General features: G+C 69.6%; 12 protein-coding genes and 1 pseudogene. 6 read left to right on the top strand and 7 right to left on the bottom strand.

Going from position 1 to position 15,273, the window contains the following annotated elements; translation table 11 throughout:
* Positions 1-76: 76 nt before the first annotated feature.
* Positions 77-1,468 (top strand): M1 family metallopeptidase, encoded by a 1,392-nt coding sequence (locus NS1_RS06525; protein WP_062982848.1) that lies wholly within the window; start codon positions 77-79, stop codon positions 1,466-1,468.
* On the opposite strand, the gene NS1_RS06520 is transcribed toward NS1_RS06525, so the two are convergent.
* Positions 1,465-2,307 (bottom strand): hypothetical protein, encoded by an 843-nt coding sequence (locus tag NS1_RS06520; protein WP_062982579.1) that lies wholly within the window; start codon positions 2,305-2,307, stop codon positions 1,465-1,467. The genes NS1_RS06525 and NS1_RS06520 overlap by 4 nt on opposite strands.
* Positions 2,308-2,403: 96 nt before the next feature.
* On the opposite strand from NS1_RS06520, the gene NS1_RS06515 reads away from it, so the two are divergent.
* On the top strand, positions 2,404-2,919 hold the full coding sequence (locus NS1_RS06515) for an LppU/SCO3897 family protein (protein ID WP_157125117.1): 516 nt from the start codon (positions 2,404-2,406) through the stop codon (positions 2,917-2,919).
* On the opposite strand, the gene NS1_RS06510 is transcribed toward NS1_RS06515, so the two are convergent.
* On the bottom strand, positions 2,916-5,207 hold the full coding sequence (locus NS1_RS06510; RefSeq protein WP_062982577.1) for a helicase-associated domain-containing protein: 2,292 nt from the start codon (positions 5,205-5,207) through the stop codon (positions 2,916-2,918). The two genes, NS1_RS06515 and NS1_RS06510, sit on opposite strands and share 4 nt — an antisense overlap.
* A 154-nt stretch (positions 5,208-5,361) precedes the next feature.
* Between NS1_RS06510 and NS1_RS06505 the strand changes: the two genes are divergently transcribed.
* Positions 5,362-5,553, top strand: a complete 192-nt coding sequence (locus NS1_RS06505) for a hypothetical protein (protein ID WP_062982571.1) — start codon at positions 5,362-5,364, stop codon at positions 5,551-5,553.
* A gap of 65 nt (positions 5,554-5,618) precedes the next feature.
* Here the strand turns inward: NS1_RS06505 and NS1_RS06500 are convergent, their stop codons facing one another.
* Both NS1_RS06500 and NS1_RS06495 read right to left on the bottom strand, forming a co-directional pair.
* On the bottom strand, positions 5,619-6,227 hold the full coding sequence (locus NS1_RS06500) for a transglycosylase family protein (RefSeq protein ID WP_062982569.1): 609 nt from the start codon (positions 6,225-6,227) through the stop codon (positions 5,619-5,621).
* A gap of 373 nt (positions 6,228-6,600) precedes the next feature.
* Positions 6,601-6,837, bottom strand: a complete 237-nt coding sequence (locus NS1_RS06495) for a hypothetical protein (RefSeq protein ID WP_062982567.1) — start codon at positions 6,835-6,837, stop codon at positions 6,601-6,603.
* Between the two features lie 161 nt (positions 6,838-6,998).
* Between NS1_RS06495 and NS1_RS06490 the strand changes: the two genes are divergently transcribed.
* The gene (locus NS1_RS06490; RefSeq protein WP_056818628.1) at positions 6,999-7,424 is read left to right on the top strand and encodes a cold-shock protein; all 426 of its coding nucleotides are present in this window, start codon (positions 6,999-7,001) and stop codon (positions 7,422-7,424) included.
* Between the two features lie 56 nt (positions 7,425-7,480).
* On the opposite strand, the gene NS1_RS06485 is transcribed toward NS1_RS06490, so the two are convergent.
* The 3 genes from NS1_RS06485 to NS1_RS06475 all read right to left on the bottom strand — a co-directional run bounded on the left by NS1_RS06485 (position 7,481) and on the right by NS1_RS06475 (position 10,775).
* Positions 7,481-8,011 (bottom strand): DUF2771 domain-containing protein, encoded by a 531-nt coding sequence (locus NS1_RS06485; protein ID WP_062982566.1) that lies wholly within the window; start codon positions 8,009-8,011, stop codon positions 7,481-7,483.
* A complete protein-coding gene (locus NS1_RS06480; RefSeq protein ID WP_062982565.1) occupies positions 8,008-9,906 on the bottom strand; it encodes an MFS transporter in 1,899 nt (632 codons plus the stop codon). Before NS1_RS06480 ends, NS1_RS06485 begins: the two co-directional genes overlap by 4 nt.
* 92 nt (positions 9,907-9,998) lie before the next feature.
* Complete coding sequence (locus NS1_RS06475) at positions 9,999-10,775, bottom strand: glutaminyl-peptide cyclotransferase (RefSeq protein WP_062982564.1); 777 nt, start codon at positions 10,773-10,775, stop codon at positions 9,999-10,001.
* 8 nt (positions 10,776-10,783) lie between these two features.
* Here NS1_RS06475 and NS1_RS41530 point away from each other — a divergent pair.
* Positions 10,784-11,632 (top strand): annotated as a pseudogene (locus tag NS1_RS41530) (DUF3027 domain-containing protein); the annotation flags it as partial.
* 395 nt (positions 11,633-12,027) lie between these two features.
* A complete protein-coding gene (locus NS1_RS06465) occupies positions 12,028-15,261 on the top strand; it encodes a sacsin N-terminal ATP-binding-like domain-containing protein (RefSeq protein ID WP_169812755.1) in 3,234 nt (1,077 codons plus the stop codon).
* Positions 15,262-15,273 lie beyond the last annotated feature (12 nt).

The raw sequence follows: 15,273 nt of genomic DNA, 5'->3' as shown, positions 1-15,273 counted from the left end.
GGCCCATCAGGGCCAGCGCGCGCCTGCGACGATGGTCGGGTCCGTGCGATCCGCCTCGGCGAAAGGTGTCTTCGGCATGCGTTGGTCGGCCGGGTTGTGCGTGGTGTTCGCGCTGGTGGCGCTGGGAATTCCGCCGGTAGCGGCGGATTCGGCGTTGATCGGGGCGCCCGGGCTGGGTGATCCCTACTATCCGCTCGACGGGAACGGCGGCTACGACGTCACCCACTACGACGTGTCGATCGACTACGAACCCGGTGATCACCACCTGCGCGGCACGGCCCGCATCGAGGCTCGCGCGACCCAACCCCTGGCCCAGTTCAACCTCGACTACAGCGGGCCCGAGGTGCTGATGGTGACGGTCAACGGTCAGCCCGCGGGGTTCGCCCACGACGGCGAGCACGAACTGGTGGTCACGCCCCTGCTGCCCCTGCCACCCGGACTTCCGATGCGGATCATCGTCGACTACGCGGGCGCTGCCGCCGATACCGAGGGCGAAGGCTGGACCTACGCACCCAGCGGCGGCGCCTTCGCCGCCGGCGAGCCGCACAGCGCGAGCACCTGGTACCCGCTCAACGACACCCCGGTGGACAAGGCGACGTTCACCCTGCACGCCACGGTGCCCGCCGAGTGGGAGGTCATGTCGACCGGTGATCGCACCGAGCATGTGGTGCGAAACGGCCGACTGGTCACCACGTGGGAGACGCGACAGCCCACGATCGGCTACCTGACCACGGTCGCGGTGGACCATTTCACCTTCCTCGAGCAGCGGCGGGCGAACGGGACCACGGTGCTCAGCGCGTTCGCGCCGGAATCGGAGGGCAATCGCGAGGAGGAACAGCGGCTGCCCGAGATCCTCGACTTCCTCGAAAATCTCTATGGTCCTTACCCGTTCGACGTGGCCGGTGGGATCTATGTGGACACGGAGCTGCCGTTCTCGTTGGAGACCCAGACCCGGCCCACCTACGCGCCGTGGACCGACCTGAACACGGTGGTGCACGAGCTGGCTCACCAATGGTGGGGCGACACGATGTCGGTGCGGCAGTGGTCCGACATCTGCCTCAACGAATGCTTCGCCAGCTATACCGCCGACTATCTGTGGCCGGAGCGAGTCGACCACGCCGATGTCGACACCGAGTACCGCGAGACGATCGCGAAATACCTCGATGAGCCCAAGTTCTGGAAGATCGCGTTGGCCGCTCCCGGTGTCGGCGACGAGTTCACCTCCGTCTACTACCGGGGCCCGCTGTTCCTGCACGCGCTGCGCAAATTGATCGGTGAGGACGTGTTCTTCACGGCGATCAGGGATTTCGTGAACGCGCACCGCGACGGCCACGCTTCGATGCCGGAGTTCCGGGAGTTCTTGCAGAGCCGGACCTCGATGCCGCTGGGCGAGTTCCTGGCCGAATGGCTCGATGGGACGAGGCCGCCGCGTGACGCCTTCCTCTATCCGGGCACCCTGGGCCCCTAGTCCTCGCTCAGTCGCGCGCGGGCTCGCTCGACCCAGCGCTGCATCCGGTCGAATTGACTACGCGCGGCGGTGAATTCACCACGCGCTCGATGTTCGGCGGTGTGGGCGAAATGGCGTTGCTGTTCGGCGTGTTCGAGCTCGTCGCGGAGGTCGGCGATGCGGGTCTCGATCTCGTCGAGGTCGGACTTCGCCTGTGCGGCAGCGGCTTCGGCCTCATCTCGATCGACGCGGGCTGCCGCCAAGCCGGATTCGGCGTCGTCGAGTTCCTGTTGGGCCTCGGCTCGCCGATCGGCGTCGGTGTTCTTCGGGATGGGTTTGCTCGCGCGCTTGGGCGTGGCCTTTCCGCCGGTGATCGCGACCAGACCAGCCGGGCCGAAACCGTCGTAGGTGACGGTGGTCGGCAGCACACCGGCACGAACCAGGTCGGCGACATCGGAGTCGGCCAGCGCCGCGGTGAGGGTCTGGCCGACCTCGCGCAGCACCTGTTCGCTCGCCGGACGGTCGTGTTCGGCGGCCAGCTCGGCGGCGCGCTTGGTCATCGCGTTCACGACCTGTTGACGCTGGGCGCCGAGGGCGCGCAGCTTGTCGCCGGAGAGTTGCCGTTGGGCCGACCGGAGGGCATCGCCGAGATCGAGGAGGGTGGCGATCTCCCGCGGTGCGTGGTGGGCCAGCAGGTTGACCGTCCAGGCGGCGACCGTGGGTTTGCGCAGGGCGGTGATGGCCTCGGCCAGGTCGCGGTCGCCGTCGGCGCGGGCCTGGGCGGCGCGCGCGGCGCGGGTCGACACGAAGTCGCCGGGGTCGAGGGTGTACAGCTCGCCTGCGACGTCGTCGAGGGTCATCTTGTGATGGTAGACAGCTTGCTCGACGGGGGAGCGCGGGCTCGGGGCACTTGGGTATCGTCACCGACGTTGTGTTCACCCTGAACCGTTCGGTGAGTGAGGTTTTCAGTGATTTTCCCGGAGAAGCGGCTGTTGGCGCGGATCGTGCTCGGCCCGGTGGCCGCGATGGCCCTGGTCGGTGCCGTGGTTTCGTGCTCGTCCGATGACTCGTCGTCGGCCGGTGCTGTCGCGGTGGGGTCGTGCGTGGAGGTCAGTGACAACGCCGCCGACGCGATGAAAGCGACGGTGGGCGACTGCTCGTCGGCGAAATCCGGCTACCGGATCGCGAAGGTCGGCACGGCGGACTGCGCGGCCGACAACGCCGCCTTCAACGGCACGGTCGGGGACGCGAAGAACACCCTGTGCCTTGCGCCCAACTTCGCCGAGGGCAGCTGCTACGCGGATGCGGGCAAGCGGCCGGCGAAGTCTGTCGCCTGTACCGCGCCCGAGGCCACGTTCAAGGTGGTCAAGCGGATCGACGGGCAGACCGATGAACTGCTGTGCGGGGTGGACGCCACGCAGTTCCGGACGGTGCCCGATCCGAAGACGACCTTCTGCATGGCCAAGCCCTAATCGAGCAGGGCCACCGACGCGATTCGGTGGAGGGTGAAGTGGCGGGTGGCCCCGCTGACCGGGTCCACCGCGTCCAGCTGGCCGTTGCCGACGCGCAGCGGCTCGACCACTCGCTGGGTTGCTACGCCCTGGGCGTCCACATAACCGATGTTCACCGGGCGGCCCACCCTCGCTGCCAGTTGGAGCAGGGCCAGGGTGGCCGCGGTGCCGGTGCGGCTGCCGTCGGTGCGGACCGAGCGGCCGGTGCGGGCACCGGCCGCTCGTTCGCCCGCGCGGAGTTCGGTGACCAGTTGGGAGAGTTGGTCCTCGTTCGGCGGGGTCGGGCGGTACGGCCTGCGGGCCAGGGGGCGGACCGAAATCCGCGCGCCTCGGGGGCGCAGGTCGACGATGGTGCCGCCGGAATCCTCGCCCGCGGGAGCGAAGCCCGCTTTGCGGAGTTGGTCGAGCATTTCGCTCAGCGGGGCCAGGGCTATCGCCACGGTGGGGGCGATCGCGCGTAGCACCAGGGTGTCGGCTACCGGGGCGGCGAGGACCTGGGCCAGCAGTGCGGGGTCGTCGCTGCGGAGGAAGGACTGGGCCATGCCGACCCGAAGTTGCCCGTGGCGGCGGGCCACATCGTCGATGAGGTAGGTCAGCGACTGCGGCACGGGGGTGCGGGAGTGGGTGGCGAACAGGGCGTGGAGTTCGGCGGCGGTGAGACCGGCGTCGAGGGCGCGCCGGACCGTGGCGTCGCTGACTCGGTACACCGTCGCGGCGCCCGCCGATTCGACGTTTGCCACCAGGGCGATCTTGCCGCGGAGTTCCGGGACCAGGGGGCCGGGCGCGATCACGGTCAGGTCGGCCTGGACCAGGACGTGGTCGACCGGTTTCGGCAGCGCCGCGGCCATCTCCGATTCGGCGTCGGCGACGGAACCGTGCAGCAGGGCCCTGGCGGCGGAGTCGAGAGCGCCGCGTCCCAACAGGCCGACGACCGCCGCTTCGGCGAGCGTCGCGGTGACGGCTTCGAGGCGGAAATGTCTGCGGCGGCGTGGCATCCGCCAGGCCAGCAGCTTGCCGATGTCGGCGGGCGTCACGGCGGTGCCAGTCGGGTACTCGGCGAGCAGGCCGAGGATCGCCGCGCGGTCACGCACCGCATGGGGGACGCGCAGCTCCGCCGACAGGGCCGCGAGCGGCTTGTCGGCGGCGTCGCGCAGGCCGATCATCCACGGCATCCGATCCAGTTCCAGCCACGCTTGCGCCAGCGTCACCCAGCGGGTCGAGGGCGGGGCGTCGAGCCAGGCATCCGCGGCGGGTGTCGGCGCCCAGAAGTCGTCGGTGGAGTCGAGGTCGGGCGTCGGCTCCGGCAGGCCCTTTTCGACGAGTTTCGCCGCGGCCAGCAATTCGAGCAGCAGGCCGGTGCGTTGTTCGTCGATGCCGGTCTGTTTAGCCAGTCTGCGCAATTCGCGCACGCCGAGTCCGCCTGCGCGCAGCGATGGGGCGGGCAGGTTGCCGAGAGCGTCGATCAGGTCGCCTGCGTCGCGCAGCAGTTCGCCGACCTCGCCCGCGCCCACGGCATTCACCTCGGTGGCGGCGTTCTTGACGAGTGCGGGTTTGGGCGGGGCGAGCGCGTGCGGGTCGGTGACGGGCTCGCCGCGCAGGATCTGGCCGACGGTGACGGGCAACTCCACGGTCTCGTCGTCGATCCAGTGCAGCAGCCGCGCGGCGAGCAGACGCGGCACCGGACGATCGGGGTCGGTGCCCGGTGCGGCATCCCTGGTGCGACCGCGCGGGCCGGTGGTCGCGAGTTTGTCCAGCAGCGCGCGTTCGGGCGGGCTCGCCGTGGCCAGCGCGGCGGTGACCTCGGGCTCGGTGAGGGCGTCGGGAAGCGCTGTCGTCGCGCCGAGCGGCCAGGGGAGGGCTTCGGCGGCGCTGGGTGTGAGGTCTAGGTCGTCGCCGACCTGCCAGACGAGTGCGCGGTCGAACAGCCGGGTCAGCGCGGCGGTGAGCGCGGTCTTGGTGACGCGACCCTCGAGCTGCGCGTGCAGGGTGGTGCGAGTGAGCGGGGTGAGTTCGGCGCCGATGGTGCGGGCGTCCTCATTGGCCGTGAGCGCCTCGATGATCGCGAACTCGAGGGTGTCGAGGTCGTCGGCGGCCCGCAGCACCGACGCGCGCTGCTGGGCGCGCACCGCGAGCACCGACATCGACGCGGGCAGCGGCACCGCCAGGTCGGGCCGCAACTGCAGCAATTTCACCAGCTGGGCATCGGTGCGCGCACCGAGCCAATCGGCGAGAGAGTCTGTCGCGATCACCGATCGAGCCTACAGTTCTCGGCCGCCTCGATCTGGACTGAGCGAAGGGTGCGACGAAGGAGTGCCCGGAGGGAGGGAAGATCGAGGCCTCCAGGCCGAGAACTGCGGCGCCAGCCGCTGATGGGCACTGTGTCGGGTATGCCAGAATGAGCCGGTGGTGAACAAATCGAAGAAACCCTACGTCGACAACGGCTGGCCCGAGGTGGCCGACGGCGAGCACGCCGTGACCGAACTGTCGTCGACCCGTGCCGGTAATCTCTCGCCTTTCGGTGAGGACACCGAGTTTCCCGTCCCGGCCGCATCGCTGCCGTACGTGCACCCCCAGACCACCATCAACCGGGTGTAATTCGGACGAGAAAGACAAGAGCCCGCATCCTCGAGGATGCGGGCTCTTGTTATGTGTGCGGGCGATCAGGAGGGCAGCAGACCCTTGTTCGCCTGGAAGAAGTCGATCACGGCCGGGTCCAGCGGAGCACCCTTGGCGGAGTTGACGAAGTCGAGAGCCTGCTGCGGCACGGCGATGCCCTGCTGCTGCACGACGGTGAGTGCGCGATCTACGGCCGAGAACACTTCCTGGCTTGGATCCTGGACCTGCGGCACGTTGACCTGCGGTGCCCAGCTCGGCGCCGAGGGAGCGACACGTTCGGACGGTCCGCTGCTCAGACCCAGCTGCGAGGAGCAGGAGGGCCAAGCGCCCCAACCCTGGGAAGCGAGAACCTTTTCGGCGACCACGATCTGCTGTTCGCGGGTGGCCTGGTTGGCGGAGGCGGCGTACTCGCTACCACCGTGCGCGGTCCAGGTGGAGGGCGAGAACTGCAGCCCACCCTGGAAACCGTTGCCGGTGTTGATACCCCAGTTGCCGCCGGCTTCACACTGTGCGAGGCGATCCCAGTCGGAGTCAGGGGCCGCGCTGGCGTTTCCGGCGAGGGCTGCGGCTGCGGTGCCGAAGATCGCGCCGGTGACGGCGACCTTGGCAGCAGTGCGCCCGGTGGAAGTCGGCTTGCGGTGGCGTCCACTCATATCGGGTTTCTTCCTCTCGTTCGCACCTGCATGTGGCCCGGACTGAGAGGTCTCCCGGTCCGCCCTCATCCCTTGTTTCCAATCGGGGTCCGGTACCCGCGGGGTGAGGTTCGATGCGGCGGGCCGGTGGTTCCGGGGGTTACCCCGGCTGAGAGAAACGGTACGACGGTCAGCGGCGAATGTCACTATTTGGTAACCGGCGGGTCCCGGTGGGTCTCGGGGTCGTCTCAGGGTGATCCCTGATGCGTCCGCGCAGGTAGTCGCGGTGGCGAATGTGCGCTACGGCTGTGCGCTCAGTTCGTAACCGGACCGTTATGTGACGAAGATCACATGTTTGGCTGGAAGGTATCCGGAGGGGTACCCGGTTGACGCATCAACGTGCGCGTCGGCCCGACCACAGCGCGAATATCAGCGCGAGCAGGAAGCCGACCGGCGCGAGCATCGCCAGGCCGTACAGCCACAGACCCGGATCGCTGTCGGACACGATCGGCGTCACGAAGATCCCGATCACCGCCAGGATTCCGATGCCGAACAGGGCGAGAGCCACGTGCAGTAGGCGATCGCCGGAGCGTCGAGGACCGGGCGTGGCCGGATCTGGTGAGTTCGTCACCGGTGAACCGTAAAACTGATGTGCTCGCGTTATAGCCACCGGGGTAGACTCGCACCACATCGCGTCCCGCCTTGTTGGGGGGCGCGTTCTTTTCGCGACAAGCAAAATGTGTAACCCGGGCCACAAGGGTTCGGGTGCCGAATGATGAACGGGTGAGCGCAGTGCCGACCGGCCGGGTGAAGTGGTACGACGTCGAGAAGGGCTTCGGCTTCCTGTCTCAAGACGAGGGCGAGGACGTCTACGTGCGCTCGTCCGCACTGCCCGAGGGCGTCGAGGGACTCAAGCCCGGACAGCGTGTCGAATTCGGCATGGCCGCCGGTCGCCGTGGGCCGCAGGCGCTCAGCGTGACGGTGCTGGAGGCGCCGCCGACCGTCGCGCGCGACCGTGACCGTGGGCAGATGCCCGCGCGCAAGGACGCCGGGCCGCGCAAGTCGCCCGACGAGCTGCACGGCCTGGTCGAGGACATGATCACGCTGCTCGAGAGCACCGTGCAGCCGGACCTGCGGCGGGGCAAGTACCCGGATCGCAAGATGTCGCAGCGGATTTCCGAGGTCGTGCGAGCCGTGGCTCGCGAACTCGACCACTGAGTCTCGACGAGACCGGCCCCGAACGCATGCGTTCGGGGCCGGTCTCGTTTTCTGGGTCAGGGCTCGCGCGGCTCCGGTTCGGGAGTGACGATCGACCAGGCGGCGTGGGGGACATAGGTTTCCCGGCCGGTGGCGATATCGCGGGCCAGGATCGGCAGCTGTACTTCGATGCCGCTCAGGCGCAGACCCGGTTCCGGATTCGACTCGATGGTCAATGCCCTGGCGCGGTCGGGGTAATCGGCGAAACTGAGCACCCGGTCCAGCTGTTCGCCGCTGGGGCGCTGATAGATCAGCTGGATGAGCCACGGCGATTGGGAGATCGCGTCGGGCAGCGAGAGCTGCACGGGTTCACCGGCGGGGACGACGAGCGGCGCGGTTTCGCCGTAGCGACAGTCCTCCATCCTGACCGTGCAGTACATGAACGGGTCGACGGTGATGGTCGTGCCATGCGCGTACGCGGTGAGCTTCGGATTGTGCGCGGGCGCCTTCGACACAGCGAAGGCCACCAGCCCCGCGGTCACCGCGACGACGGCGAACAGTCCGGCCGCGACCAGCGCGACGATCGTTCGAGCGTTGAGCTTGCTCACCAGGTGGGGTCTCCTGTCCCTCTCGGATGGGTGTTGGGCACTTCCTGCTCGACATGCTGGGGGCGATTGCCGCCCAGACCCGGCAGCAGCGAGTGCCCGGTATAGCTGACGAACGTCTGCAGCAGACCGGCCAGCAGGATCACGCTGATCAACGCGAAACCCTTCCAGTACTCGATCGGCATCAACACACCGGCCGCCCCGCCGACGACCCAGCTCAGTTGCAGCACGGTCTCCGAGCGGCCGAAGCCGGACGCGATCGACTCCGGTGGGAGGTCGTCCTGGATGGCGGCATCGAGGGATACCTTCGCGAGCGCGCTGGCCGCCGAGGCCACCAGCGCGGCCACGGCGGCGCCGAACAGGTTTCCGGTGAACGCGGCGAACAGCGCCACCACCGCGCACGCGCCGGTGCAGCCGAGTACCACCGGCGACGGTCTGCCCAGTTGCAGTCGGGCGCCGGTCGCATTGCCGCTGAAGTTGCCGATGCCCGCCGCCGCGCCGACCAGGCCGAGCATCGCCGCCTGTTCGGTGGGGCTGCCGCCGGAACCCTTGGCCACGAAGGCGATGTAGAAGGTGAGGAACCCGGTGAGCACCCGAATCGAACTGTTGCCCCACAGGCCGGTGACCACGGCTCGGCCCAGCGGCTGACGGCGTTTCCGCGCGGGCACCGGGGAATCCTGGCCGCGTTCGATGACCTCGGTGTTGGCATCGGGGCCGTGATAGGTCAGCGTCGCGGGGACCTCGCCCTCGGTCACCTCGACCCAGCTCGGAATGCGCAGACTGAGATACGCGCCAGCGATGGCGATGCCGGTGGCGAAGATCAACGCACCGGTGGAACCCGCGATCAGGGCGGCGAGCGCGGCCAGCGCACCCGCGCCGATGGTGCCGCCGACCAGGCCGAAGACGGTGAGCCGGGAATTGGTGCGGACCAGGTCGATATCCGGTGGCAGCACGCGCGGAGTCACCGCGCTCTTGAGGACCGCGAAGGATTTCGAGCCGACCATCATGCACAGGGCGAGGGGATACAGGCCCCAGGTGTCGATGTTGAAGATCAACAGCAGCGCGAAACCCGCGCGCAGGCCGAAGGTCGTCGCCAGCGCCAGCCTGCGACCGCGTTGCAGGCGGTCGAGCAGCGGACCGATCAGGGGCGCGATCAGCGCGAACGGGGCGATGGTGATCAGCAGGTACAGGGCCACCTTGGTTTTGGATTCGGCGGTGGCGCTGGCGAAGAACAGGGTGTTGGCCAGGGCAACGGCGATCGCGGCATCGAGCGCGAAGTTCGCCATGGTGGCGTAGGTGAGCGCGGTCAGGCCGGACTGATCGGCTCCGTCGGCCTTGGCGGCGCGCTGGAAGGTGGCGATGCCGCGTTCGGTGAGTTCACGGCTGCGCATGGCGGCTACTCGGGTGACGGTGAGTTTGCGCGGGACGCGCTGGTTGACCGGGTCGTCGACGCCTTCGTCGCGGGGGGAAGGGCGGGTGCCATCCGGGCCGGTGCCCTCGTGATCCGGGATCGACCGTGGCTGCTCGTCACGAGCCGGGTCGGCGTGCCATCGCTCGTCGCGTGGTGCGGCCGGTCGGCCCCGCTCGTCGGCGGGCGGACTCGGATGCTCGCTGCGCGGTGGAACCGGTCGGCTCTTCGGATACTCCGTCGGTGCGCGCGCGGCTTTTCCCGCTGTCGGCACAGGGGTGGTCGGGGCGGCCGGGTCGACGGGGCGGTTGCGGCGGAACAGGCTCTTCGACCGGACCGTCGGCGGCTCGGCGGGCAGCGGCCGTTCGGGCCGGGGGAAGACCTTGCGCGGTGCGCGCGGCGGGTACTGCCCGTAGCCGGGGTGCGGGTCGGCGGCAGTACCGTCCCGGCGACCACGGTCGGGACCGGATGGATCGCGGGGCGTAGTCACAAGTCCAATTCTGTCGCACTCGGGCTGTGCGTGTTCACTCGCGCCGCGGCAATGTCGGCCACATCGTCCTGATTCACCCTGTGGGGGTACCCCTATTTCTCGACGAAACGTACTTCGAACATGCGCGGCCAGTATTTTCCGGTCAGCAGGAAACGATCGGTGCCGGGTAGGTGAGCGATGCCGTTGAGCACATCGGTGCCCGCTCGTTCAGTGGGTGTGAGCAGCCCGGCCGCCTCGATGACGGCGAGAATCCGGCCGGTCTCGGGATCGATGTGCAGTATTTCGTCCGTCGGGTAGTTGTTCGCGTAGACCGTGCCGTCGTCGGCGCAGTCCAACTCGTTCGGCTTCGGATCGCGATAGCCGGACAGGGTCACCGAACCGGTCTGCGCGAAGGTCACCGGGTCGCGGAAGGTGAGCGTGCCGGTGCCGTCGCTCATCACCAACCGGTGTGGTTGCGCGCACAGACCCCAGCCCTCGCCCGCGTAGGCGGCGCGACCGGTTTCGGCGAGGGTCACCGGGTCGCGGGCGATGGCGAAGCCGTCCTGCCACGTCAACTGCCAGACGATCGCGCCCGCCCGGGTCATGCCCTCGCCGAACACCCGGCCGGGCAGGTCGACGCGGGCTGTTTCGGCGCCCGTGCGCTGGTCGGTGGCTCGCGCGGTCGACACGCCCCACATGCCGGTGCTCTCGTAGCGGATGCCGTCGACCACTTCCAGGCCCTGGGTGAAGGCCTGTGGATCGTGCGGTGACGAGCCGATCACCTCGACGCGCAACCGCGCCGGACCCGGCTCCTCGGGTCCGCCACAAGCCCCCGCGGCGAGCACACTGACCAGCACTGCGACGGCCAACGAACTGCGATTGCACTTCATACGGCAAAATGTATGCCGTGAGCGCAGTATCTGTTTCGGAGTCCGGCGTGCGTCCCGTTCTGGCCGACGCGGCCGAGGTCGCACGTCGTGCGCTCGTCGCGTTGGAACCCGACGGGGTAGGAGTCCATCTGGGGGTGAGCGCCGAGGACGACACCGCGGCCACCCACCGGTTCGAGGCGACCCTGCCCGGCTACCGCGGCTGGCAGTGGGCCGTCGTGGTCGCCGCGCCCCCGGGTGCCGACCACGCGACGGTGAGTGAGTCGGCGTTGTTGCCTGCCCTCGATGCCCTGATCGCCCCCGATTTCATCCCGTGGGACCAGCGTGTGCGTCCCGGCGACCTAGGCCCCGGCGACCTGCTCGCCACGCCCGCCGACGACCCCCGCCTCGTCCCCGGCTACGTGGCCACCGGCGATCCGGTGATCGACGAGGTGGCCCGCGAGGTCGGCCTCGGCCGCGTGCAGGTTCTCAGCGTCGAAGGTCGCGCCGATGCCGCCGAGCGGTGGTTCACCGAGTTCGGCCCCGATACCGAGATGGCCAAGGCCGCCCCGGCGCCCTGCGGCATGTGCGGTTTCTACCTGCCGCTGGCCGGCGCCCTGCGCGAGTCCTTCGGCGTCTGCGGCAATGCGATGGGCGCCGACGGCCACGTCGTCCACATCGCCTACGGCTGTGGCGCCCACTCCGACGTGGTCGCCCCCAGCGGCAACGGATCGCCGCTGTACGAGGCGTTCGACGACCACGCGGTGGACTTCGTCGACATCGTCCGCCCGGCTGTCGAGAAGGCGATCGACGAGGCCGAGTCCCAGGTGGCCGCCGAAGACCCGGCAACGACCGTCGACGATGCCGCGCCCGAGACCGCCGACGCCGCAACAGCGGTTGTGGAGGTTGTCGCCGAGACGACCGCCGACCCGGCGATCGAGGTTGTGGAGGTTGTCGCCGAGACGACCGCCGACCCCGCGATCGAGGTTGTGGAGATCGCGGCTGAAACGATGACCGACCCGGCGACCCCGGTCTCCGCGACCGAGCCGAGTCCTGACTCGTTGACCGCGGTCGGCGAGGCAGCGGCCGCGCAGGCGGGCGATCAGCAGGAAACCGCCGAGGCCGCGGCAGTGGCCGCGGTGGACGCCGAGCGTTCGGCACTCGCCGAGGGTGCGCTGCCGGAGTCGGCCGACGAGGTCATCACGGCCGAGACCGCACCGGTCACCGAGGCCGCGGAGTCCGCTGACGCCAGTGAGCACGGATCGTCGGTGTCGAGCTGAACGGAGCGGGGGACCCGTTCGGTACTGCGCAGCTGCGGGCCGGAGTACTCGCGGCGTGGCGGGATTCGCCGACGCGGTTGCGGGAGGACAGTGCCAGTGAGGCGGATCTGGTGGCCGCGGGCTACCGGGATCGGTTGCTCACCGAACTCGCGCAGAACGCGGCCGACGCCGCGGCGAAGGCCGGAGTCGCGGGCGCGCTGACCGTGCGGGTGCTCGACGGCCGTTTGCACGTCGCGAATACCGGCGCGCCGTTGAGCGTTTCCGGTGTGCACGCGTTGACGGCACTGCGTGCCTCCGGCAAGGCCGACACCACCCAGGTGGGCCGCTTCGGCGTCGGCTTCACCGCCGTGCGGTCCGTCGGCGACGAGATCGAGATCCGCTCGACGACCGGATCCCTCCGCTTCTCCCGCGTGGCGACACTGAACGCCTTGCACGACACCGGCATCGGCATCCCCGATGACCTGGCCGCCATCGCGCCCCCGGTCCTCCGGCTCGCCTGGCCGGTACCGACCACCCCACTCGCGGGCACCGACACCGAGATCGTCGTCCACCTCCGCGACGACATCGACGCCACCGCCCTCCTCGACGCCATGCGAGCCGAGGCCCCCGACCTCCTCCTGGAACTGCCCGCCCTACAGCGCATCCGAATCGAATCCGACGAATTCACCAGCGCGATCGAGATTCTCGCTACCAACCAACCCGCTGGTGCCATTCGCTCCGACGCCGCGCTGTCGAGCGTCACCGCCACCACCGTCGCATCGGCTGGCACCACTGACGCTTCAGCCGGCACCACCGCCGGTCTGACCGGCACCGACGCCGCTACGGTCGGCACAGCCGCTGCCACGGTCGACGCCGCTGTCGTGGCTAACGAGACCGGCACCCTCTCCCAGCTGACGATCACCCTCCCGTCCGGCACACGCCGAAACTGGTGGCAGTACCGCACTCCCAGGGCCCGCTGGCTACTCCCACTGCGCGAGGGCCGCCCCGTCGCGACCGCCCCGGACGTCCTGCGCGCCCCCACCCGCTCCGACGAGGAACTCTCCCTCCCCGCGATCTTGGTCGCCGACATCCCCATGCAACCCGATCGCCGCCGCCTCCTCCCCGGCGCCCGCCTCACCGAATTGGCAACGGGCTACGCGGAGTTCGCTCGCGCTCTCCCGCCACGGGACCGTCTCGTCCTGGTCCCCACCCCCGGCTTCGCCCGCAGCGAAGCCGACGCCCTCCTTCGCGAAGCGCTGATCACCGAGCTTCGCACCAACCCCTGGCTCCCTGTCTGTGCCGCCCGCACCGCCGAACCGGTGGACTCGTGGGACCCGATGGAGCCCGCACCGGACCTTGCCGAACCCGGCGGCACAACGGGCGAATCGGCAGCGCCCGGCGGCATCTCCGCCTCCGTCGGTCCCGCTGAATCCACGCCGGTCGGCAAGGCTGTCCCAGACCTCATGGATCTGTTCGCGGCTGACGAGGCCGACGGCTCTCACCCCACGACGACGTTCGGACCGGACGAATCCGCACCGTACAGCGACCCTTTCGCGTCGGCGGAATCGTCCGCATACGAACCGACCGCAGCGGACTCGCCGTGTAGCACGCCCACACGGGCGAGCGTATTCCCCGATCTCACAACGGAATTGGCCGCGATCCTGGCCGAGATCACCGGTCCGCTGGTGATTCCGGAGCTGTCCGGCCGCGCCGGTCAGGACAAGCTGGCGGTCCTCGACGTCCATCGGCTCGGGCCTGCCGCGCTGGCCGAGCTGTCGAGCGGGTTGCACCGTGAACCACGATGGTGGCGGCGGTTTTACGCGACCCTCGAACCGTTCGTTGTCGATACCAGGACCGCCGAGGAATTCGGCGCGCTGGCCGTGCCGCTGACCGACGGACGGTTGGTCACCGGCCCGCGGACCGTGGTGCTCGATGATCAGCTCACGGTGGCCGTGCCGGTGCACTGGGCTCGCCTGGTCCACCCGGACGCCACGCACCCGCTCCTCGGTCGCCTGGGTGCCCGCAGCGCGAGTTCGGACGACCTGCTCACCGATCCCGCTCTGCACGACCTGCTCGAGCACGATCCGGCCGACCCGGACACGGTCGCCGCGGTACTCCAGCTGGCGCCCTACGCCTCTGCCGGCTCGCTGCCCGACTGGCTCGGCCTACTCGAATTGCCCGACGACACAGGCGAACTGAGCCCCGCCGACGAGCTGCTGCTCCCCGGGGCGCCGCTGGCCGAGGTCCTGGCGTCCGATGCCCCCTTCGGCACCGTCGCCGACACCGTCGTCGCCGAGTACGGCGAGCAAGCGTTGCGCGCGATCGGTGTCGGCTGGGGCTTCGCGGTACTCACCGATCCAGAGCCGATCGGCCCCGACCACGACCTCGACGACGAACAGTCCTGGTGGAACAGCCTTTCCGAAGACCCCCGCGAGCTCACCGCGGTACGCGACCTCGACCTGGTCGACGAAGACCGCTGGCCACAAGCCCTGCGCCACTTGCTGTCCGAGCCACGCACCCGCGCGCTGCTCGCCGATCGCGACGGCTACACCACCTGGTGGCTGCACCGCCACGCCCACATCGACGGCATCCCGCTCGGCCGACTCCACCACCCCGACGACAACGAATTCGCCGGGCTCCTACCGGTGTTCGCGGCAATCGGCATCGACGGCACCGACCTCGACGCGCTGCGCCCCGCGCTCGTCCGCCCCGACGTCATGTCCGCCGAGCTGGCCGAGGAACTGCTCGACGCGCTGGCCGATCCGTCGAAATCGCCTGCCCCCGAGGTGATCGCCCGCACCAATGCCCGCCTTGCCGCGGCGGTCGCGGCCGGCGTCCTCGATCCGCGCGAACTCGATCTCCCCGAGCAGATCCGCGCCCTGTCCGGCGACGTCGTCGACGCGAGCACCGCCATGGTTCTCGACCAGCCCTGCTTCGGCTTGGTCGTCCCGCCGCAACGCCTCGTCGTCGGAGACACGGCACACGCCGAGGCGCTGGCCACCTTGCTCGATCTCCCGCTGGTCTCGGAGGAGATCAGCGCCGAGGTGCTCGGGACCGGCCGCCGGAGCACCTGGGCCGCAGAACCTTTGGGCGTAGTGCTGCGCCAGCTGTGGTCCCCGCGCGACAGCACCGGCGAGCTGGTCCTGCACGAGACTCTCGAAGTGCATCTGCGGGGCGCGCTCTCGGGCACCGTCCGCGTCCCGTGGTGGTGCGAAGGCGATGTCGTCCACGTGCAGGTGCCGCGCGGGTAGATCCGCGTCGAG

The organism is Nocardia salmonicida NBRC 13393, from assembly GCF_001613085.1.
In the GTDB taxonomy this organism is placed as follows: Bacteria; Actinomycetota; Actinomycetes; order Mycobacteriales; family Mycobacteriaceae; genus Nocardia; species Nocardia salmonicida.
The sequence above is the reverse complement of the archived record's forward strand: the minus strand, read 5'-3'. Positions and strand labels throughout refer to the sequence as shown.